The 22,117-nt window shown below is 51.3% G+C and carries 20 protein-coding genes; 16 read left to right on the forward strand and 4 right to left on the reverse strand.

Going from position 1 to position 22,117, the window contains the following annotated elements:
• Positions 1–122 precede the first annotated feature (122 nt).
• Positions 123–2,063 (reverse strand): acetate--CoA ligase, encoded by a 1,941-nt coding sequence (gene acs, locus SAR116_RS09645; RefSeq protein WP_013046748.1) that lies wholly within the window; start codon positions 2,061–2,063, stop codon positions 123–125.
• A gap of 90 nt (positions 2,064–2,153) precedes the next feature.
• Complete coding sequence (locus SAR116_RS13340) at positions 2,154–2,699, reverse strand: regulatory protein RecX (RefSeq protein ID WP_190275437.1); 546 nt, start codon at positions 2,697–2,699, stop codon at positions 2,154–2,156.
• A gap of 31 nt (positions 2,700–2,730) precedes the next feature.
• Between SAR116_RS13340 and SAR116_RS09655 the strand changes: the two genes are divergently transcribed.
• From SAR116_RS09655 to SAR116_RS09680, 6 genes are all read left to right on the forward strand, one after another.
• The gene (locus tag SAR116_RS09655) at positions 2,731–3,774 is read left to right on the forward strand and encodes an ABC transporter permease (RefSeq protein ID WP_013046750.1); all 1,044 of its coding nucleotides are present in this window, start codon (positions 2,731–2,733) and stop codon (positions 3,772–3,774) included.
• 80 nt (positions 3,775–3,854) lie between these two features.
• Positions 3,855–4,976, forward strand: coding sequence for a 2'-deoxycytidine 5'-triphosphate deaminase (locus SAR116_RS09660; RefSeq protein ID WP_013046751.1), 1,122 nt, complete (start codon positions 3,855–3,857; stop codon positions 4,974–4,976).
• A 212-nt stretch (positions 4,977–5,188) separates the two neighbouring features.
• The gene (locus tag SAR116_RS09665; protein WP_013046752.1) at positions 5,189–6,385 is read left to right on the forward strand and encodes an aspartate aminotransferase family protein; all 1,197 of its coding nucleotides are present in this window, start codon (positions 5,189–5,191) and stop codon (positions 6,383–6,385) included.
• A gap of 57 nt (positions 6,386–6,442) precedes the next feature.
• Positions 6,443–7,351, forward strand: a complete 909-nt coding sequence (gene argF, locus SAR116_RS09670; protein ID WP_013046753.1) for an ornithine carbamoyltransferase — start codon at positions 6,443–6,445, stop codon at positions 7,349–7,351.
• A 61-nt stretch (positions 7,352–7,412) separates the two neighbouring features.
• The gene (gene hslO, locus SAR116_RS09675) at positions 7,413–8,336 is read left to right on the forward strand and encodes an Hsp33 family molecular chaperone HslO (protein ID WP_190275438.1); all 924 of its coding nucleotides are present in this window, start codon (positions 7,413–7,415) and stop codon (positions 8,334–8,336) included.
• A 135-nt stretch (positions 8,337–8,471) separates the two neighbouring features.
• Positions 8,472–9,065: a hypothetical protein gene (locus tag SAR116_RS09680; RefSeq protein WP_190275439.1), complete on the forward strand. Its 594-nt coding sequence runs from the start codon at positions 8,472–8,474 to the stop codon at positions 9,063–9,065.
• A 256-nt stretch (positions 9,066–9,321) separates the two neighbouring features.
• Here the strand turns inward: SAR116_RS09680 and SAR116_RS09685 are convergent, their stop codons facing one another.
• Entirely contained in the window at positions 9,322–10,767 is a 1,446-nt protein-coding gene (locus SAR116_RS09685; RefSeq protein ID WP_013046756.1) for a TrkH family potassium uptake protein, read from the reverse strand.
• Between the two features lie 429 nt (positions 10,768–11,196).
• Here SAR116_RS09685 and SAR116_RS09695 point away from each other — a divergent pair, with 429 nt between their 5' ends.
• From SAR116_RS09695 to aspS, 4 genes are all read left to right on the forward strand, one after another.
• Positions 11,197–11,724 (forward strand): DJ-1/PfpI family protein, encoded by a 528-nt coding sequence (locus SAR116_RS09695; RefSeq protein WP_013046758.1) that lies wholly within the window; start codon positions 11,197–11,199, stop codon positions 11,722–11,724.
• Positions 11,725–11,785: 61 nt separating this feature from the next.
• Positions 11,786–12,031 carry a DUF1289 domain-containing protein gene (locus tag SAR116_RS13505; RefSeq protein ID WP_238531144.1) on the forward strand — a complete coding sequence of 82 codons (246 nt, stop codon included), beginning with the start codon at positions 11,786–11,788 and terminating at the stop codon, positions 12,029–12,031.
• A gap of 13 nt (positions 12,032–12,044) precedes the next feature.
• Positions 12,045–13,079 (forward strand): betaine--homocysteine S-methyltransferase, encoded by a 1,035-nt coding sequence (gene bmt / locus SAR116_RS09705; protein WP_041860899.1) that lies wholly within the window; start codon positions 12,045–12,047, stop codon positions 13,077–13,079.
• 168 nt (positions 13,080–13,247) lie between these two features.
• On the forward strand, positions 13,248–15,020 hold the full coding sequence (gene aspS / locus SAR116_RS09710) for an aspartate--tRNA ligase (protein WP_013046760.1): 1,773 nt from the start codon (positions 13,248–13,250) through the stop codon (positions 15,018–15,020).
• Here the strand turns inward: aspS and SAR116_RS09715 are convergent.
• Entirely contained in the window at positions 15,017–16,057 is a 1,041-nt protein-coding gene (locus tag SAR116_RS09715; protein WP_238531145.1) for a COX15/CtaA family protein, read from the reverse strand. The two genes, aspS and SAR116_RS09715, sit on opposite strands and share 4 nt — an antisense overlap.
• 289 nt (positions 16,058–16,346) lie before the next feature.
• On the opposite strand from SAR116_RS09715, the gene SAR116_RS09720 reads away from it, so the two are divergent.
• The 6 genes from SAR116_RS09720 (at position 16,347) to groL (ending at position 22,068) form a co-directional block, all read left to right on the forward strand.
• Positions 16,347–17,507 (forward strand): siroheme synthase domain-containing protein, encoded by a 1,161-nt coding sequence (locus SAR116_RS09720; RefSeq protein WP_013046762.1) that lies wholly within the window; start codon positions 16,347–16,349, stop codon positions 17,505–17,507.
• Position 17,508: 1 nt separating this feature from the next.
• A complete protein-coding gene (locus SAR116_RS09725; RefSeq protein ID WP_013046763.1) occupies positions 17,509–17,889 on the forward strand; it encodes a DUF2849 domain-containing protein in 381 nt (126 codons plus the stop codon).
• Positions 17,867–19,522, forward strand: coding sequence for a nitrite/sulfite reductase (locus tag SAR116_RS09730; protein WP_013046764.1), 1,656 nt, complete (start codon positions 17,867–17,869; stop codon positions 19,520–19,522). The genes SAR116_RS09725 and SAR116_RS09730 overlap by 23 nt, the downstream gene beginning before the upstream one ends.
• Entirely contained in the window at positions 19,515–19,949 is a 435-nt protein-coding gene (locus SAR116_RS09735; RefSeq protein WP_013046765.1) for a DUF934 domain-containing protein, read from the forward strand. The genes SAR116_RS09730 and SAR116_RS09735 overlap by 8 nt, the downstream gene beginning before the upstream one ends.
• Before the next feature lie 143 nt (positions 19,950–20,092).
• On the forward strand, positions 20,093–20,380 hold the full coding sequence (gene groES / locus SAR116_RS09740; protein WP_013046766.1) for a co-chaperone GroES: 288 nt from the start codon (positions 20,093–20,095) through the stop codon (positions 20,378–20,380).
• 38 nt (positions 20,381–20,418) lie between these two features.
• A complete protein-coding gene (groL, locus tag SAR116_RS09745; RefSeq protein WP_013046767.1) occupies positions 20,419–22,068 on the forward strand; it encodes a chaperonin GroEL in 1,650 nt (549 codons plus the stop codon).
• Positions 22,069–22,117: the final 49 nt, after the last annotated feature.

Consider the following 22,117-nt stretch of genomic DNA (forward strand, 5'->3'; position numbering starts at 1 on the left):
ACCGGATGATGCTTGATATAAGCCGCGATCATCTATCGATCTTCGTTTCACTTCGACCGGATGATGCTTGATATAAGCCGCGATCATCTATCGATCTTCGTTTCACTTCGACCGGATGATGCTTAACGATTCTGCCGGTTTTCGATCAGATCATCTACAACGGCTGGATCAGTCAATGTTGATGTGTCACCAAGCTGGTCAAATTCATTTGCCGCAATTTTTCGCAATATCCGCCGCATAATCTTGCCTGACCGCGTTTTGGGTAATTGCGGTGCCCATTGCAACAAGTCAGGGGTTGCGATCGGCCCAATTTCTTTGCGCGTCCATTGACGTAATTCGGCAAGCAAAGCGTCGCTGGCCTCAATACCAGCGACCAATGTGACATAGGCATATATGCCCTGTCCCTTAATATCATGTGGATAGCCAACCACCGCTGCCTCGGCGACATGTTGATGCGCGACCAAGGCAGACTCGATCTCGGCGGTGCCCATACGATGCCCCGAAACATTCAGAACATCATCGACACGTCCGGTGATCCAGTAATAGCCATCTTCATCACGCCGGGCGCCATCACCAGTGAAATAGCGGCCGGGGAACGTGGTGAAATAGGTTTCAATAAAACGCTGATGATCACCATAAACCGTCCGCATCTGGCCTGGCCATGAATGATCGATACACAGATTGCCCTCGACAGCACCGTCCAGCGGATTATTGTCGCCATCGACCAACACCGGCTTGACCCCAAAGAAAGGCCGGGTTGCCGATCCGGGTTTGGTGGCCGTTGCGCCAGGCAAAGGCGTAATCATGATGCCGCCGGTTTCGGTCTGCCACCATGTATCGACAATTGGACAGCGTTTTTCACCAACCACCTCGTGATACCACATCCAGGCTTCGGGATTGATCGGCTCGCCCACGGTGCCTAGCAGGCGAAGTGATGAGCGATCACATGTCTTGACGGGGGCATCACCTTCACGCATCAAGGCGCGGATAGCGGTTGGCGCGGTATAGAAAATATTGACCTTGTGCTTTTCGACAACCTGCCAGAAGCGTGAACTGTCAGGATAGGTAGGCACGCCCTCGAACATTAGCGAAACGGCACCATTCGCCAGTGGTCCATATACGATATAGCTATGACCCGTCACCCAGCCAACATCGGCCGTGCACCAGTAGATTTCATTATCATGATAATCAAATACATAATGATGCGTCATCGAGGCATAGACCATATAGCCACCGGTTGTATGTAAAACCCCTTTGGGTTTGCCTGTTGATCCCGATGTATAGAGAATGAACATCGGATCTTCGGCATTCATTTCTTCGGGTGGGCAATCAGCCGCTGCCACTTGCATCGCTTCATGGTACCAGACATCACGGCCTTCAACCCAGGCAATGTTGCCGCCCGTGCGCTTGACCACAATGCAGGATGTGCAGTCAGGACAATTTGCCAGCGCCGCATCCGTATTGGCTTTAAGCGGAATAGGCTTGCCACCACGAACACCTTCATCGGCGGTGATTACCATATTCGAATCGCAATCCTGAATTCGGCCGGCTAGCGCATCTGGCGAAAATCCGCCAAACACAACCGAATGTACCGCGCCAATGCGTACACAGGCAAGCATCGCCACGGTGGCTTCGGGGATCATCGGCATATAGATGGTTATGCGATCACCTTTTTTGGCGCCGTTTGCTTTGAGCACATTGGCAAATTTGCAGACCTCTTCATGCAGTTCGCGATATGAGATATGCCGGTGATCATTCGGATCGTCGCCTTCCCAAATGATCGCAGTCTGATCGCCGCGGCTTTGTAAATGCCGGTCAAGACAGTTGACCGATGCGTTCAAAGTGCCATCAGCATACCAGTTGATATGCAGATTACCGGCATCATAGGAAACATCACTGACCTGACTATAGGGTTTTATCCAGTCGATACGCTTGCCATGCTCATCCCAGAACGCATCCGGATCGGCAATCGACGCCTCATATAGGGCTTTATATTGTGCGTCATCCGCATGTGCCTGTGTTGCCAGTTCCTGACTTGGCGTGAAAACTGAATCTGCGTCCATTGACCTCTCCATCGTCGGCGTTAGCCTGTTTAGTTCAGCCTATTAACTGGAAGGCGTGATGGCAAGGCTGAGATGCACAGAATTTGTGGCTTAAAGGTCAGGAAGCGTTTCACCACGGGCAAGAGCATCAATAAGGGCTTCGGCATCGTCGCGGTTGGTAACGCTCAGAACCTGGTGACAAATGCGCATTGCAAAGCCAGCACGTGCGAGTGAGCCAAGATGCCGGTTGCGTAAAACCTGAGGATCGGTTGTGCTGGATGTTGTTGTAAAAACCCCAAGCCGCCGCCGCTGTGCAAACCGGAAAGCGGCCAGCAATTCGCCATCTTCGACATGTTCGTCGGCTTCATCAATGGCGGCATCAATATCGTCATTAGTGATGTCATGCTGGCGCAAACGTTGCCGAATGACGCGAGCCGAACGACCCTGATTACGCTGGCTGCGCGCTTGACTACGGGCATAGACATCATCCTGCACATATCCAAATTCGGCGCATTGGGCGATGGTTTCGGCAATCGCGGCGTCGATATCGGCAGCATCGGCATCGGCAAGTTTGCGCGTCGCAAAACGTGCCAGCACCTGACCCAGCCGGTGCTGGGATGTGGCATAGCGGCCAAGATAATGCACAGCTTTATTCATAAGCCGTTTTTTAATCCTGGTTTGATCCATATTGCCATATCGCTATCTGCTGGTTGTATCGAGCACGGTTGCTATCGAGACCGGCACTAGTCTATGCCGAAACCATGCCGATGCCAAACTAGATGTCAATTGCCATAGTGGGTTTCTAGGCATTGCGCTTTTGCATCGCTGTGCTTATTTTGGCGGCATGAACAAAATGGCCAAAAACAAGCGGACGCTGGATCAAGCGGCACTTTCATCATCGGATACGGATAAGCTATCGGACGAAATGACGGATAGCTATATCATACGACCGGTCAAAATCGGCAAACTCAACGCTATTGGCATGTATACTTTGTATATGCGCGAAGTGCGGCGCTTCATGAAAATTCTGATGCAAACGCTGATTGCGCCGGTCATGACATCGGTTTTGTTTCTGATGGTGTTTGCCGTGGCGGTGGGTGATCGTGCCAATCTGACTGTTGGTGTTGATTTTGTAACCTTTCTTACCCCCGGGCTGGTGATGATGAATTTGTTGCAGAATGCCTTTGCCAACACCTCTTCATCACTTGTCGTTGGCAAGGTGCAAGGCACGATCGTTGATGTGCTGATGCCGCCGCTTGGCGCTGGTGAAGTGCTGGCTGCCATGTCATTAGCTGGGGTGACGCGGGGTGTCATGGTTGGCGCGGTGACAGCATGCGCGTTGGTCATATTGGGCGGGGGCAGCTTGCCAAATGCGCCATTTACAGCTTTGTTATTCATGTTTCTGGGGGCTTTGGTGATGGCCTTTGCCGGAATTCTGGCAGGAATATGGGCCAATAAATTTGACGAGATGGCGGCGATCACTAATTTTGTTATTCAGCCATTGGCCTTTCTGTCAGGAACATTTTATTCGATCAACCGTTTGCCAGCCCCCTTTGATACGATCGCGGCGCTGAATCCGGTATTTTACGCGATTGACGGGTTTCGCTTTGGCATGATCGGGGTGGCTGACCGGCCGTTGCTAACAGGCATTATATGTCTTGTTAGCCTCAATCTGGTGCTGGGTATTTTATGTTACCGGGCACTGAAATCAGGCTATCGTTTGAAAAGCTAGTCACACATCGTATCGAAAATGTTATAAGAGCGCTGATTGATGCTCTGCCTGGGTACCAAAATAGATAAGGATAAAATCTAATGGCCGAAACACGTAATCAGAATGACGGCATTTTGCCTGTACAAGCGCTTCGCGCCGCGGCAGATGCGGGGATTATTCTTTCGGGTGACAATGATTTTATCGATGGCCAGCTGCAACCGGCCAGCCTTGATTTGCGGCTTGGTGCCGAGGCCTGGCGTGTACAGGCGTCGTTCTTGCCGGGCGCCGATAGTACGGTAGCACAGAAGCTGGACAAATTCGCCATGCATAAGATCGATCTGAGCGCTGGTGCGGTGCTGGAACGTGGCTGCGTTTATATCGTCAAATTACAGGAGTCACTGGCGCTTAGTGCGGATCTGTCTGCCATGGCGAATCCGAAAAGCTCGACTGGTCGACTGGATATTTTCACCCGTCTGATTACCGATAATGCGCTGGAATTCGAAACGGTCAGCAAAGGGTATCATGGCCCGCTTTATGCTGAAATCTCGCCGCGCACTTTTTCGGTTTTGGTACGGGCTGGATCGCGGTTGTCGCAATTGCGTCTGCGCCGTGGTGAACCCCATATTTCGGATGATATGATGCAGGATCTGCAACGCAAGGTTGGGCTTGTGCATGGCACCGATGCGCCGGATATCCGTGATGGTATTGCTTTGTCGGTCAATCTGGCACCAGACACACAAAGCGGCATGATCGGCTGGCGTGCGCGTAAACATGCAGGGCTGATCGATATTGATGCGCCTGCCAGTGTTTCGGTTAATGAATTCTGGGAACAGCTGACACCTGACGATCTGACAGCTGGTGGGCTGGTGCTGAATCCGGATGAATTCTACATTCTGGCAAGTCGTGAATTTGTAACTGTGCCCAAAGATCATGCTGCTGAAATGCGGGCTTATGATACACGAGTTGGTGAATTCCGTGCCCATTATGCTGGCTTTTTTGACCCCGGATTTGGCGTTGCCGAGATTGGCGCGACACCTACGCGGGCGGTGCTGGAAGTACGCTCGCATGATGTGCCTTTTCTGATCGAGCAAGATCAGACAGTCTGCCGTCTTGTTTATGAACCCATGAGCGCGATACCTGAAACCCTTTATGGCAGTGGTGGAAGTGGATCAAACTATCAGTCACAGGGTTTGCGCTTGGCAAAACATTTCATTCAGGACTGATCGCCTCGCTAAACGCTTAGTTTCTTGACATTTCGGGGGAAAATGCGGATTGTCAGCGTAATTTAGAGTGTTACCGCTTTATATATTTATCCACCTTCGACAGCGTTTCGGGGGTGGTTTGCTTTTGGGGTGTGTTTACAAGAACAGGGATGTATTTGCATAGCCTAGCTGAGATTGATGCCCACTAGAATTTTGACCATAATGATGAATGAATGATGACAAATTACGCCGAAAGCAGTGCTGTTATGAACACCTACGGACGCACCGAAATAGCGTTCGTGCGCGGTGATGGCTGCTGGCTGGAAAGTGATGACGGTACGCGTTATCTTGATTGTGCAAGTGGCATAGCGGTCAATACGCTTGGCCATGCACATCCCGGGCTGGTGGCGGCATTACAGGCACAAGCTGGCAAATTATGGCATACATCCAATCTGTACCGGATTCCGGGTCAGGAAGCGGTGGCAAAAAAACTGGCATCACTGTCAGGGCTGGATCAGGTTTTTTTCTGTAATTCAGGTGCCGAGGCGACCGAAGCATCGGTGAAGATCGCACGCCGCGCCGCGCATGAGGCAGGCATGCCCGAACGAATGACCATTCTGTGTTCGTCAGGTGCGTTTCATGGCCGGACATTGGGTATGCTGGCGGCAACTGACCGTCCAGCCTTTCGGACTGGATTTGGCCCTATGCCGGCTGGGTTCGAGCATGTTTCATTTGGTAATCTGAATAGTCTGCGCGCGGCAATGGGCCCGCATGTAGCGGCAATCATGATCGAAGCCGTACAGGGTGAAGGCGGTGCTAAACAAGTGCCAAGCGACTATATGGCCGAAGCCAGAGCCGCGGCGGATGAATTCGGCGCGTTGATTATTGCCGATGAAGTGCAGGCAGGTATTGGCCGGACAGGTCATATGTTCTCGTTTCAAGAATCGGGCATCAAGCCGGATATTGTTGCGCTTGCCAAAGGGCTTGCAGGTGGTTTTCCCGTTGGTGCCGTGATCGCCAGTGAAAAAGTGGGTAATGCGATGACGCCGGGAACGCATGGATCAACCTTTGGCGGTAATCCACTGGCAATGGCAGCCGCAGAGGTAGTGCTGGACGAATTGTCAAAGCCGGGTTTTCTTGCTGATGTGCAACGGCGGGCGGCGCTGTTGGATAAGGGGCTGCGCGATCTGCAGAATAGCTATCCGCATATGATTAAGGAATTACGTGGACGTGGTTTTCTGCGCGGTATCAATTTTGCCGATGATTATAATGTTGCGACGATCATGGTGGGCTTGCGTGCACAGCATGTTCTGGCGGTACCTGCGGCGGAAAACACCTTGCGGCTATTACCGCCGTTGATTATCAGCGAAAATGAAATCGATATTGCGCTAGGCGCGCTGGCCCATATTTTTGAAACTCATAAGGCGTGAAACCAAGGCCAGAAGACCTAACAGCATCTGGGCGGTTGGTTGAACAGGATTTAGATAATGCGACATTTTCTGGATATACGTGATTTTAATGCCGATACACTGTCAGCTATTCTTGAACAGGCTGCCAGTTTAAAGGCTGACCGCAAAGCAGGTTCGGCATCTGCCAAGCCGCTTGCGGGTAAATCGGTGGCGATGATTTTTGAAAAGCCGTCAACACGCACACGCGTATCTTTTGAGGTGGGCATCACCGAGCTTGGCGGTACGCCATTGATTCTATCGGCCAGTGATTTGCAGGTTGGTCGCGGCGAAAGCGTTGCTGACACAGCCAAGGTATTGTCACGTTATGTTGATGCAATCATGATCCGCTGTTTCAAGCATGACATGCTGATGACCTTGGCTGAACATGCCACTGTGCCAGTTATCAATGCGTTGACCGAATGGTCGCACCCATGCCAGATCATGGCTGATTTGCAAACCATGATTGAACGGCATGGACCACTTGCTGGCCAGTCTGTGGCCTGGCTTGGTGATGGTAATAATGTGGCTACCAGCTGGATCGAGGCGGCGGCGGTGTTCGGCTTTAAATTGAATATCGCCTGCCCCGATGGGTACGCGCCTTCAAGCAAGTTACTGGCATGGGCCCGCGCACAAGGTGCTGATATCACGCTGACGGATGATGCCATGGAAGCGGCCAAGGATGTGCAAACAATTGTTACCGATGTCTGGATTTCAATGGGGGATGATGAAGGCACGCGTGCCGAAGATTTTGCCCCCTATCAGGTCAATGCCACGATTATGGCGGCGGCGGCGGGTGATGCAATTTTCATGCATTGTCTGCCTGCTATTCGCGGTATGGAAGTCACTGCCGATGTTATTGATGGGCATCAGTCTGTTGTCTTTGACGAAGCCGAAAACCGTCTGCATGCGCAAAAGGCGATCCTGGCATGGTGCGTGGGTGGTAACTGATTTAATTGCTTAAATGGTTGGATTATATCGAGCCGGAAGAGACAGTGTAATGGATGTTGTTGTGAATGATAATCTTCGGCCAGATGCGCAGGTTCTGCCGTTTTATCTTGCTGAAGAAGAAACCGGAACGCCGCTTGTTCGTGGCCGTATCGCGTCGGTAGGCCATGTGGCCAGCACAATTCTGGCGCGGCATGATTATCCGCAGGATATTGCTTTGCTGCAGGCCGAAGCGCTGGCGATGACCGCCTGTTTGTCGAGTACGTTAAAATTTGCCGGTATCTTTACGTTGCAAGCCAAAGGTGATGGCCGCGTGCGCACCCTATTTGCCGATATCACCGAAACAGGTGCCATGCGTGGCTATACCGCTTTTGACGAAGATTCTGCGTTGGTTATGCCCGCGCAGGGCATATCAAATCTGCCGCAGATTATGGGTGGGGGCTATATGGCATTCACTGTTGATGAGGGGGCTACTGGCGGCCGTTATCAGGGCATTGTTGAACTTGATGGGCCTGAATTGCGCGATGCGGCAATGGCATGGTTTGCCAATTCCGAACAATTGGAAACAGCTGTGACAAGTACATCTGGACAGGGTGATGATGGCTGGCAGGCAACCGCCATGATGATACAACGCGTCGCTAGCGAAGGTGGTAAAAAGCCAAGCAAGGCTGATATTGAGCTGCATGATGATGTCTGGCACACGGCAAAAACATTGATGGCATCGGTCAAGCAAACCGAATTGCTGGATGCTGAAATCACACCAGAGCAACTTGTGTTTCGTCTGTTCAATACATTGTCGCCACATGTCGCACCAGCGCGCCGCGTGGTCGATGAATGCCGCTGTAACATTGAAAAGGTCGAGGCAATCCTCAAACAGCTTAAGCCCGAAGAGGCCGATGACCTGCTTGATGATGACGGCAAAATCCGGGTGACATGCGAGTTCTGTAAAACCGAACGACGTTTTGGCACGGACGTGCTGGCTGGTTAATGTGCTGATGTCAGGTCTAAATCCGCCTGTGATCACCTGCTACGATCACCTGCTGCGACCACCTAAAAGTACATTTAATCTTTAACTTAATCTTTAACTGGCGCATTCTTTAAGTGCTTGTTCGTAATCGGAGTGATGATGATGCAAAAATTGTCCCTGCTTTTCAGCCTTGTTGCGCTGATCTTTCTTGGCGCATGCGGGGCAACGACGACTATGGTGTCGGCACCGCCGCAATTTGAAGCCGATAGTTATCAGCCCCTGCGTATGAATGCGCGGCGCATGGAAATTATTGAAAACTGGCAGATGCCTATCGAAGCACCCTATATTGGTTATCTTGCCAATCCAGCCCCATCAAATGTGGTAATTGACTGGGCGTCACATGTATTGATGCCTGCTGGGGGTAGCGGTGAATTGGTGCTTGATATTTCGCGGGCGTCCTTAACCCGCACCAAGCTGGCACGTTCGGCTGGGTTGAACAGCCTGATTACAGATGAACAGGAAAGTAAAATCGAAGCACATATCGAAGCCCGCCTGATCTGGTTACAGCCAGTTGGCGGGTTCCAGGGTATGATTGAATTGTCGGCGCGTCATTCGGTAACGATTCCTGAATCATCCACCGCCAACGAGCTTGATATTGCGGTGCAAGAGGCTCTGCTTGCCGCGGTGAATTTGCTCGACACACAAGCGCGTGAAGAAGTCGCCAAAATCCCGAATATCACGGTACCCTAAACCAGTAACATATGGTCTTGCAGGCGTTCTGGCTGGATGATGCTTGATAGTGCGCGATCATCTATCGATCTTCGTTACACTTCGACCGGATGATGCTTGATAGTGCGCGATCATCTATCGATCTTCGTTACACTTCGACCGGATGATGCTTGATAGTGCGCGATCATCTATCGATCTTCGTTACACTTCGACCGGATGATGCTTGATAGTGCGCGATCATCTATCGATCTTCGTTACACTTCGACCGGATGATGCTTTACCGCCGCCAGAATCCAGGGTTGAGCATGACAAGAACGGTAAATAATTCCAGTCGGCCAAGCAGCATGCCAAACGACATGACCCATTTTGCGGGATCAGGCAACAGGGCAAAATTACCTTCGGCACCAATCAGATTGCCAAGCCCGGGCCCGACATTGCTGATTGATGTTGCCGCGCCAGATAAGGCGGTGATGAAATCCAGCCCCATCATGCCCAGCAAAATAGCCAGAATGACAAAACATAAAATATAGACATAGAAAAACGCCATCACCGAATCCATGACCTCGCTGGAAACCGGTTTGCGGTTATAATAGGCAAGCACAACACCATGCGGACGTAACAGGCGGCTGATCTGGACGCGCGCAGTTGTCGCGAGCACCTGTAGCCTGAATACCTTGATGCCGCAGGTTGTCGATCCGCCACATCCGCCGATGAACATGGCGATCAGTAACATTGTTGATGCAAACCCACCCCAAGCTGAAAAATTGGCACTGCCAAAGCCGGTGCCAGTCAGGATTGAAATTGTGTTGAAACTGGATTCACGGATCGCATGGGCGATCTTGTATCCACCAGCTGACAGGTGCCAGGCCAATAAGGCCACAAGTCCAATCAGCAGAATAAAGAACCATCTGACTTGTGGGTCATTTACCAGATTGCGCCAGCCACCACGAACTATTGCCAGATAATGCGCAAAGGGCAGACTGCCAACAATCATGCCGGCAATGACAATCCATTCGATGGTAACCGAATCAAACGCCCCAATTGAGGCTGTCCGCGTTGAATAGCCCCCGGTTGCCAAGGTTGTCATGGCATGGGTAAGCGCGTCAAATATGCCCATACCCGCCGCCGCTAGCATGATTGTCCATGCCGCTGTCAGGCCGGCATAAACCAGCCCGATGCCACCTGCCAACTGGGCAGCGCGGGGCACAACCTTGTCAGCGCGCTCATAGGATTCGGTGCGGAATAACTGCATGCCGCCAACTGACAGCATCGGCAATACCGCCATCGCCATCACAATGATGCCAACGCCGCCCAGCCATTGCAAAAGCGCCCGCCACATCAGAATGCCTGGTGGTGCCATCTCAATATATTGTAATACGGTCGAACCCGTTGTGGTGATCCCCGATACCGACTCAAATAGCGCATCTGTAGGGCTAAGTTGTAATTCGCTAAACATGAAGGGAAGTGACCCGAAAACACCAATCAGCATCCAAGAGCCATTGGTCAGCAAAAACGCCTGGCGCAACCCAAGATCAAGCGGTTCACGCTGTGACGTTGCCAGCCAAGTGGTGACACCGAAGAAAGCGGTGAATAAGGATGAAACGGCAAAAACCTGCCAGTCGCCAGACCCAAAATACAGATCGACACACATCGGGATTAGCATGGTCGCTGCCAGAATGGTGGTCAAAAGGCCCAGAATGTTCAAAACAGGTGAAAATTGCATAATGGTTGCGGGTTAAATCCCGACCCTTTGTCGCTAGCATGGCGCGCCTAACGCCTGTTGATCCTGAAACTGTAAATCAAAGCTGCTTTCTAATGCGCTTATATATGCCGAAATCAATACTAGAAAGCAATATTTTTCCCTGTAGGCTTGCCGCCTGGCTTTATGGCGATAGGGTTTCTGGCCATCAACGCGTCGGTATATCAGATCTGCTCATGCTTGGGAAAGCAGGGCTTGAATAATGCGTAAAGACAAGGTATGTATCGGCTGTTCTTTGGGCATTATCCGTGCAATCAAGCACGTTGACCAAGAGCTTCAAACATGAACTTCACAATGCGGTGCGGACATTCGTCTGCACGCTTTGTAACTAACAAATTGTTTATATTCATAAACCATAACGGTTTTGATTCAGTTTTCACAAAGGAGATCTCAATGCAGGCGAATAATTTTGCAGGTAAGACTATTGGTTTAATGGTGGCTAGCGGTTTTGATGAGGATCAGTTTATCGCCATCCAACGCGCAATGCTTGCAAAGACTGCCAAATTGAAGATCATTTCACGTGATGCCGGTCTGACTAATTCTTGGAACGGAACCGGGTGGGGCATGTCCTATCCTGTGGACAGCACACTCTCGACAACGCTCGCCATTGATTATGATGCGCTGATCATCCCAACAGGCGCCCGCCATGTTGATACGCTGATGAATGAAGTGCATGCGAAGCGCGTCCTACGCGCCTTTTTACGTGAAGGTATGCCGGTCATGATGCAGGGTGAAGCGATAAGACTGCTTGATCTTGTCGAAGACCACGCCGCACGTTCAATCGATGCGAAAGACGAAAATGCCGAGGTCGCGGTAGATAAAAATCTGGTTCAGATTCCGCTTGCCGTAAAACTTGAATCAGGCCTAGAAAAGTTGAATGTGGTCATGGTAGCATCTGCGGACGAAAGTCAGGCAGCCTAGTTTTCAGTCTGTCGTTTATATTAGGTCACAGATAACGAGCCATAGACTTGGGGCAGACGCAGTGAAGTCAAAGCTATCAAATGCCTCGGTTGCTATGCCCTCGCCATGTATCTCTATTTGCCAGATGGATCCGCAGGCCGATATCTGTCTTGGTTGTTACCGTACAAGGCAAGAAATCGCCAGCTGGAGCCGTATGGATGCAGAGGCGCAACGTGACTTGCTTGACACTCTGAATGAGCGTCGTGCAGCAAAAACCGGTATCCGCCGACGCCCTACACGGCGTCGAACGATTGCTGGTGAAAGATAAACCGAGACAGAATATGTCATCAAAATTTCATGATATGCTCGCTGAACGTTCGTATCTAATTGCAGATGGTGCGACAGGTACAAATCTGTTTGGACGTGGCCTTGAAACAGGCTATCCGCCTGAATTATGGAATGTTGAACGTCCCGATGACATTCTCTGGTTGCATGATAGTTTTCTGCAAGCCGGTTCGAATCTTATCCTGACCAATTCCTTTGGCGGCACATCCTTCCGTTTGAAATTACATGATGCACAAGACCGGGTTGAAGAGCTCAATCACGCGGCGGCGGTTAATGCTGTGACAGCAGTGACGAATCATCGGGATAAAACGGGCATTGATGCGATTGTGGCGGGGTCAATTGGCCCCACGGGTGAATTATTCGAACCGCTTGGCGCGTTGACCCCGGATTCCGCATGTGAGGCATTCACAAAACAGGCATCTGCGCTTTCCGAAGGCGGGGTTGATATGTTGTGGGTGGAGACCATGTCGTCCACCGAAGAAGTCGATGCTGCGGTCACGGCTGCCAAAACAACGGGCTTGCCAGTTGCGGTTACCATGACCTTTGACACGGCCAGCCGTACCATGATGGGCATCACGCCCCAGCAATTTGCCGAACAGGCGGTTGCGCTTGGCGTCGATGTGCTGGGCGCAAATTGTGGCATAGGGCCAGCCGAATTGATGCATTCGATGACCGGTATGACGGCGACCGCCTTAGCGGCCAATATCCCGATGGTGGCCAAAGGCAATTGCGGGATTCCTGCCTATGTGGAAGGGGCGATCCATTATCATGGCACCCCCGAATTAATGGCCAGCTATGCCCTGTTTGCCCGCGATGCCGGCATCAGCATTATTGGGGGCTGTTGTGGTACGACGCCAGCGCATGTGGCCGCCATGAGCGCGGCTTTGGCGTCGCGTCCCGCGGGTGTGCTTGATGAGGATGATATGCAGGCGGTGCTTGGCACGCCATGGGCAGATGTGCAGACCTCATCCGATGCCACTGACGATGGTGCTGGCGGGCGTCGTGGCCGCCGTGGCCGGCGCCGCAGTTAGCAATTTTTTTCAATTTTTCTATATTTTCCCTCTATTTTGCCTGATATGGACGTGATTATCGCATATCACAGCGAAATTGCGTGAAAGCTGGTTGCGTCAGGCAGTCATAATTTGCATACTCGCCCCGATTTTAGCCGGGGATGACCGGTCGTTTTTGGAGCTTCACTTATGCATATTTACCGCACCCATACCTGCGCTGCCTTAACCGAGGCCGCGGTCGGCGAAAAAGTTCGTATTTCCGGCTGGATCAATCGCAAGCGCGATCATGGCCAACTTGTATTTATCGATGTGCGCGATCATTATGGTTTGACGCAATGTGTTGCCGATTCTTCGGATGCCAGTTTTGCCATTGTCGAGGCGACACGTCTTGAGTCGGTTGTGACTATCACAGGCGAGGTTGTGCGGCGTAGCGACGACACCATCAACACCGCATTGCCAACAGGTCATATCGAAGTGCGCATCGAAAGCTTTGAGGTGCAGTCAGCGGCAGATACATTGCCTTTACAAGTCAATTCGGATGAAGATTCAGGCGAGGAAACACGGCTACGCTATCGGTACCTTGATTTGCGCCGTAGCCGCCCGCATGCCAATATCATGTTGCGCGCGCAGATTATCCAATCGATCCGCGCCCGTATGGTTGATCAGGGCTTTACCGAATTTCAAACCCCCATTTTGACCGCATCGTCACCCGAAGGGGCGCGTGATTTTCTGGTGCCTGCACGTTTGCATCCGGGCAAGTTCTATGCGCTACCGCAAGCCCCGCAGCAGTTCAAGCAGCTGATTATGGTGTCGGGTTTTGATCGCTATTTCCAGATTGCGCCTTGTTTCCGCGATGAAGATAGCCGCGCCGATCGAAGCCCGGGCGAATTCTATCAGCTCGATCTGGAGATGAGCTTTGTCGAACAGCAGGACGTTTTTAATGCTGTCGAGCCTGTCATTCGTGGTGTTTTTGAAGAATTTTCAGACAAAGATTGCGGCGAAGACTGGGTGCATATCCCGTTTGCCGAGTCGATGCTGAAATATGGTAATGACAAGCCCGATTTGCGGATTCCGTTCGAAATCAGCGATGTGACCGAAATTTTCCGTGACTCTGGATTCTCGATTTTTGCCAAGAATATTGAAAAAGGTGCGGTTGTGCGCGCTGTGCCGGGGCCAAAATGTGGTAGCCGTGCTATCGCTGACCGGATGAATAGCTGGGCACAAGGCGAAGGCGCACCAGGTATGGGGTATATTATCTATGGTGAAGGCGAAGCGCGCGGTCCGGTGGCCAAGGCATTAGGTGCCGAGAAAGCCGAAGAAATACGTGTGCAGGTGGGCGCCGAAGATGGCGATGCGGTGTTCTTTGCCTGTGCCGAGCCGGATGCGGCTGCAAGCCTAGCTGGTCGCGCACGGGTGAAAATTGGTCAGGATCAGAAGCTGATCGATGAAAGCGTGTTCCGTTTCGCCTGGATTGTTGATTTCCCGATGTTTGAAAAAGATGAAGTGACTGGCAAGATCGACTTTTCGCATAATCCGTTTTCAATGCCACAAGGCGGTATGCAGGCGTTGTTGGAGATGAACCCGCTGGATATCAAGGCATGGCAATATGACCTTGTTTGTAATGGCGTTGAATTATCATCTGGGGCAATCCGGAATCATCTGCCCGAGGTCATGTATAAAGCTTTTGAAATCGCTGGTTATGACAACAGCGTTGTCGATGACAAGTTTCCCGCCATGATCAATGCGTTTCGGTTTGGCGCGCCACCGCATGGTGGTATCGCCCCAGGTATCGACCGGATGGTGATGCTCATTGCCGACGAGCCGAATATCCGCGAGGTTATTCTGTTCCCGATGAATGGTAAGGCTGAAGATCTGATGATGGCGGCACCGTCCGAGGTTGACGATGCAGCGTTAAATGAGCTGCATATCCGGCGTGCGCCAGTGCCCAAAAAATCTGGCTAATTATGCGCTGTCTGGTTCTTGCCGGTTCCGTGCAATAGCCACAGAACGCTGGCAAGCAAGACCACGGCGCCTGCTTGATGAAGTCCGCCTAGCCATACTGGCACGCCATTGAGCAAGGTGAAAATACCAAGGATGAATTGGGCACTGATGCTAGCTAGCACCATATAAGCCCGAACTCGAAATGCGGGTATGACTTGTGCGCGTAGGGCCAATGCTATTACGGCAACAAGAGTCAGTGCCGCAAGCCAGCGATGATGGAACTGCGCCGATGCCGGATTTTCAAAAGCATCACGCCAGCCTTCGTCACCATATTCGACCGGCACCAGCCCGTCGCCCATAAGCGGATATTCGTTATAAAGCAGGCCAGCATCCATGCCAGCGACCAACGCGCCGGCAAGGATAGTAATGGCAACCATGATCAAACTGCCCAGCCCATGCCCCGATGGTCGCTGCGACTGGCCATCGCGCAGATCAAGCGCGACCCAGATCAGCAAACTGAAAATAAGCAAAGCCATACCAAGATGCGTGGCGAGCCGATATTGCGATACAGTGGCATCCTGTGACAGGCCGGATTTGACCATCCACCAGCCAATCACGCCCTGCGATCCACCAAGCACTAATAATATAAGCAGGCGGCGACCATAGCCAGCAGGTATCATCTGTTTTGCCGCAAACCATAGCAGTGGCACAGCAAAGGCGACGCCCAGTAAACGTCCCCATAAACGGTGAAAATATTCCCAGAAGAAAATGAGTTTGAAGCCTGCCATATCAAGGCCGAAATTAATCTTGTCATATTCAGGCGATTGCTTGTAAAGCGCATAAACACGATTCCATTCAGCCTCGCTGAGCGGCGGCAATGTACCCATCAGTGGCCGCCATTCAACCATCGACAGGCCGCTACCGGTCAAACGCGTAATGCCGCCAATCACCACCATAATTGCGACCAGCGCAGCCATAAGCAAAAGCCATAATGCAACTATATTCTGGGACTTTTGGGTGGCATGCGCCGACCAGAATGAGGACAGATTTGTAGTCACTACTTTACTCCAGACATAGCAGCCGCCTAAAGCCGCATTGTAATTACCCCTAAGCACGGCTTATAGCATCCCATGCGACCAGATTAAATGGTCGCATTGCCGCAGGGGTATTTAGGGTGATGACTATGTTTCAATCACAATCAAATTTTCAGAAATATTTACTGCTAAACTGAGTATAATGAAATTATATTTTTTTGAACGTGTTATTTCATTTAAATATCACAAAAATTTACTAATTATGGTGATAGGAAACTGTCTGGTTGGGCAGTAAAGCTATGGAAGCTGAACAATGGCATCATATTTTCCGATCTTTGTTGATGTACAGAGCGTTTCACCTTTGGTGATTGGCGATAGTGATGTGCTGACATCCAAAATACGGTTACTGTCAAAAATGGCACCTATTATTGATGTTGTTTCCAGCTCGTCATCTGTGGTGGAAACATTGGCCAGCGCTGATCAGATAAATGTGCTTGCTGGCGTGACCGCGCATGATGATGCGGTGCTTTCGATGATGGCTGGTCGGCCTTTGGTGATTATCGAGACCGGTGATCCGGCGCGTAATAAGGTGCTTGCCCAGCATGCACGATCGCTTGGGGTGCCGGTGAATGTGCCGGACACCATTTCCCTATGCAGTTTTTTTCTGGGTTCGATTGTCGATCGTTCACCTGTCATTGTGGCGATTTCCACTTCGGGGTTGGCACCGGTTCTGGCACAGCATATCCGCGCACGGATCGAAGATATGCTGGCACCAGCAACAGGCAGGTTGGCGCATTATCTGTTCCGGCTTCGTGACCGGATGAAACATTTTCCACATGCCATGCGTCGCGGCTTGCAACATCAGATTTTAAAAGGGCAAATTGCCCAATATGTCATGGCGGGTAAAGCGACGGTGGCTGATAATGCCATCATGCATATGCTTGGCAATGTTTCGTCATCACAAGACCGGTCACATGCCGAAAAGGTGCGGATACAAATTGTTGATGCGGGTGCAGGCGCCAAGGGACTGTTATCCCTGGATGCGGCAGAGGCTATCCGTCATGCCGATAGTATTTTTTACGATCATCTGGTGTTGGACGAGGTGCTTGATCTGGCACGGCGCGAGGCCAAACTGACACTCTGCCAGATTGTTCACTATGCCAACGGTCAGCTAAAAGGCGGCCAACATAAAGACGATATGTCAATGGCATCATTGCTTGGCAAGCTGAAGGCGGCATCTAAAACCAATGACCGTATTGTCTATCTGGCAGGGGGTGATCCGCGCCATACGCGCACGGCTGATTTCATGCTCAAAGCGCTTGGTGATCATGGCCTTGCTGGCCAGCATATCACCTCGGCGGCAACGCCGCGTGCGCCGTCCTATACGGCACCAAGACCCGCCATTAATGCCAGTGACATTGTACAGCTGGGCGTGATTAACAACCCCAATAACGATCTGCGAGAAGGTGCCTGAAATGTCAAAAACCCCTGATATGTCAAAAACTGATGATATTATTCTAACCGCAAACCGGCTTGATGATGGTGTTGTGCTATGGATGACAAACAAGCTGGACTGGACAGTTAACCGCAGCAAAGCCGCGATGTTTGATGCAAAGAGCGCCCCCCTTGCCACAGCCCGCGCCGAACAGGATGTGGCCGCAAACCGGATAGTTTCGCTCTATACTATTGCGGTGAATGGCAAGGCAGACCAGTCAGCGCGTGAGACAATTCGCGCTGCTAGAGGTCCGTCCATCATCCCCCCTGCGGATAGGCCAGCCTGTGCCCCTGTTCCGTTAGGCAGATTCTTTCATCCATCTATAAAAGGAGCGCCGCATGTATCGCTACGATCAGCTTGACCGAAATTTTGTCAAAGCGCGGGCGCTACAATTCCGTAATCAGGTCGAACGCCGACTGGCGGGAGCGTTAAGCGAGGATGAATTCAAACCTTTGCGGTTACAGAATGGTCTGTATTTGCAACTTCATGCCTATATGTTGCGGGTCGCAATTCCCTATGGGGTTATGAGCGCACAACAGCTTCGTGGTCTAGCTGGAATCGCTCGTGATTTTGATCGCGGCTTTGGCCATTTTACCACCCGGCAGAATATCCAGTTTAACTGGATCAAGCTTGTGGAAACGCCTGATATTCTGGATCGGCTAGCCAGCTTTGATATGCATGCGATTCAAACCTCGGGCAATTGCATCCGCAATGTCACTTCGGATCCATTTGCCGGTGCGGCGGCTGACGAGTTGGAAGATCCGCGTGGCTGGTGTGAAATCATCCGGCAATGGTCAACCTTGCATCCCGAATTTGCCTTTTTGCCGCGTAAATTCAAGATCGCCGTATCAGCAGGCGCGACAGATCGCGCCGCCACCGGCTTTCATGATATCGGCTTGCGGATGGTCAAAAATACCGATGGCCAGATTGGCTTTCGGGTGCTGGTTGGCGGCGGACAGGGGCGCACCCCACGTGTGGCCCAGCAGATCGCCGCCTTTCTGCCAAAGCATCATTTACTATCCTATCTCGAGGCAATTCTGCGTGTCTATAATCAGGCCGGGCGCCGCGACAATATCTATAAGGCGCGAATCAAGATACTGGTCGAAGCTATGGGAATCGATGCTTTTCGCGATGCAGTTGCGGCTGAGTGGGACAAAATCCGCAATAGTGCTATCGAACTGCCCGACGCCGAGCGTGATCGGATTCTTGCCCATTTTGCACCTGTCGATCTACCGCCATTCCCTGCGCGTGATTATATGGACGATATCACGCGTCGCCGGCAAACTGACCGTGCTTTTGACCAGTGGATGACGCGTAATATTACGGCCCATTGGCATCCTGATTATTGTGCGGTCATGATCAGCCTGAAAGCGATTGACCGTCCGCCTGGTGATGCCTCGGCGCATGAGATGGAAGCCATAGCCGATATTGCCGAAACCTATGGTCAGGACGAAATTCGCGCAACTTATGAACAGAATCTGATTATCCCGCATATGGCTAAACAGCATCTACCAGCAATATATGACCGGCTTGCCGCGCTTGACCTTGCTGGCGCTGAGGCTGGATTGATTGGCGATATGATCGCCTGTCCGGGACTGGATTACTGTAATCTTGCCAATGCGCGGTCTTTGCCATTGGCTGATAAGATTTTCCGGCGTTTTGATGATGCTGACCGGCGCGCTGATATTGGGGCGTTACGCCTAAATATATCCGGATGTATTAATGCCTGCGGGCATCATCATGCGGCGGATATCGGCATATTGGGTGTCAATAAAAAGGGTGTTGAACATTATCAGATCACGCTTGGCGGACGGGCTGGTGAGGCGGCCGCAATCGGCAGCATTATGGGGCCGTCTTTTGAAGAGGCTGATGTGCCTGCCGCGATCGAACGTATCGTCGATACCTATATGGATTTACGGCATGACAGTGAAACATTTGCCGATAGTCTGATCCGACTTGGAACCGCACCGTTCAAGGAATCGCTTTATGCGTGACGATGCTATCCAGACCCAGACCCAGCTATTTGATCTTGCCCATGGTACAGTGATTGACGCGGCAGATCGGCGTGTTGCCGATTATAGAATCGCTACTGGTGACAGCTTGGCAGATGAGTCCATATATGCGGCGCTTAGCATAGATAGTGTGGTCGAAATCAGGTTTGACAAATTTTCAGATGGGCGTGGATTTACCTATGCCCGGCGCATATCTGAGGCTGGGCTTGCTGGCGTACTTGTGGCCAGCGGTCATGTGATTGCCGATCAGGCCGATTATTTGCGCCGCTGTGGCTTCACCCATGCTGACATCCCCATATCAAAAATAGATGACTGGCAGGCCGCCTTATCAGCCATTCCAGCCCATTTTCAGCATATGACAAATTCTCCACGTAGCCGTATGGCTGCCTCAACTATGCGCCGCAAATAGGGCAATCATTTTTTTAGTCATTTTTTCCCCACATTGCTTGACAAGTTGTTGCAGGGAGCCCACATAGCATTGATTAAGGGCTAGCACTCGCGATGGGTGAGTGCTAGTGACACTTTTATTTGCATAACGGAGGAGAGAAAGGCATGAAATTCAGGCCCCTTCACGACCGCGTCGTTGTACAGCGGATTGAATCGGAAGAAAAGACTGCAGGCGGAATCATTATTCCAGATACAGCCAAAGAAAAGCCAATGGAAGGCAAGGTTATTGCCGCCGGAGCTGGCGCGCGAGACGAGACTGGCAAAGTTCAGCCGCTTGACGTTAAAGCTGGCGACTCTGTGCTGTTTGGCAAATGGTCAGGCACCGAAGTCAAAATCGACGGTCAGGATTATCTGATCATGAAAGAATCCGACATCATGGGTGTTATCGAATAGATCGTCCCCTTAAAGTCTAAAGAGAAGGAATACAGAAAATGGCTGCTAAAGAAGTCAAATTCGGATCAGAAGCTAGAACAAAGATGCTCGAAGGTGTCGATATCCTAGCGAACGCCGTTAAAGTCACATTGGGTCCAAAAGGCCGCAACGTGGTTTTGGAAAAGTCTTTTGGCGCACCACGGATCACCAAAGACGGTGTGACAGTTGCTAAAGACATCGAATTGAAAGACAGATTCCAGAATATGGGCGCACAGATGGTGCGTGAAGTGGCGTCAAAAGCGAATGACGTCGCTGGTGACGGAACAACAACCGCAACCGTTCTGGCGCAAAGCATTGCCCAGGAAGGCGCAAAAGCTGTTGCATCTGGCATGAACCCAATGGATCTGAAACGTGGCATCGACATGGCTGTCGAGGCTGTTGTTGAAAAGATCGTTGCAGGTTCAAAGACCATTTCAACATCTGACGAAGTGGCTCAGGTTGGAACCATTTCAGCCAATGGTGAAGAAGAAATCGGTAAGATGATTGCCGAAGCCATGGAGCGTGTTGGTAATGAAGGTGTGATCACCGTTGAAGAAGCCAAAAGCCTCGACACCGAATTGGATGTTGTTGAAGGTATGCAGTTCGACCGTGGTTACCTGTCACCTTATTTTGTGACAGATGCCGAGAAAATGCGCGCCGTCCTTGAAGAGCCGTATATTCTGCTACACGAAAAGAAACTTTCCAATCTACAGGACATGCTGCCTATTCTGGAAAAAGTTGTCCAGTCAAGCCGTCCATTGTTGATCATCGCCGAAGATATCGAAGGCGAAGCTTTGGCAACTTTGGTTGTTAACCGTCTTCGTGGTGGCCTGAAGGTTGCTGCGGTCAAGGCACCTGGTTTCGGTGATCGCCGCAAAGCCATGATGGAAGACCTTGCCATTCTAACGAACGGCACTGTCGTATCAGAAGAAGTTGGTATTGCGCTTGATAGCCTGACACTCGAAATGCTGGGTTCTGCCAAGCGCGTCGAGATCACCAAAGACGAAACAACAATCGTTGATGGTTCTGGTGACAAGACCGAAATCGACGCACGTTGTAACCAGATTCGTGCCCAGGCTGAAGAAAGCACATCAGATTATGACCGTGAGAAGATGCAAGAGCGTTTGGCCAAATTGGCTGGTGGTGTTGCTGTGATCAAGGTTGGCGGTGCTACTGAAGTCGAAGTGAAAGAGCGTAAAGACCGTGTTGACGATGCAATGCACGCAACCCGTGCTGCGGTTCAAGAAGGTATCGTCCCTGGCGGCGGTGTTGCGCTTGTTCGTGCATCAGTGGTTCTTGATGGCTTGAAGCCAGCTAACCGTGATCAGGAAGTTGGCATCAATATCGTTCGCCGCGCATTGCAGGCTCCGGCCCGTAATATTGCGGAAAACGCTGGTGCTGAAGGTTCGGTTATCGTTGGCAAGCTCATGGAAAGCAACGATCCAAACATGGGTTACGATGCCAAGAATAACGAATATACCGACATGATCAAAGCTGGTGTTATCGATCCGACTAAAGTGGTTCGTTCGGCTTTGCAAAATGCGGCATCTGTTGCTGGCCTGCTGGTTACAACCGAAGCTATGGTTGCTGAAAAGCCAGAGCCAAAAGATCCAATGCCAGCTGCCCCTGATATGGGCGGCATGGGCGGTATGGGTGGCATGGGCTTCTAAAGTCAGTCATCTATGTTACGAATATCAGACCGGAGGGTGGTAACGCCCT

Source organism: Candidatus Puniceispirillum marinum IMCC1322, from assembly GCF_000024465.1.
GTDB lineage: Bacteria > Pseudomonadota > Alphaproteobacteria > Puniceispirillales > Puniceispirillaceae > Puniceispirillum > Puniceispirillum marinum.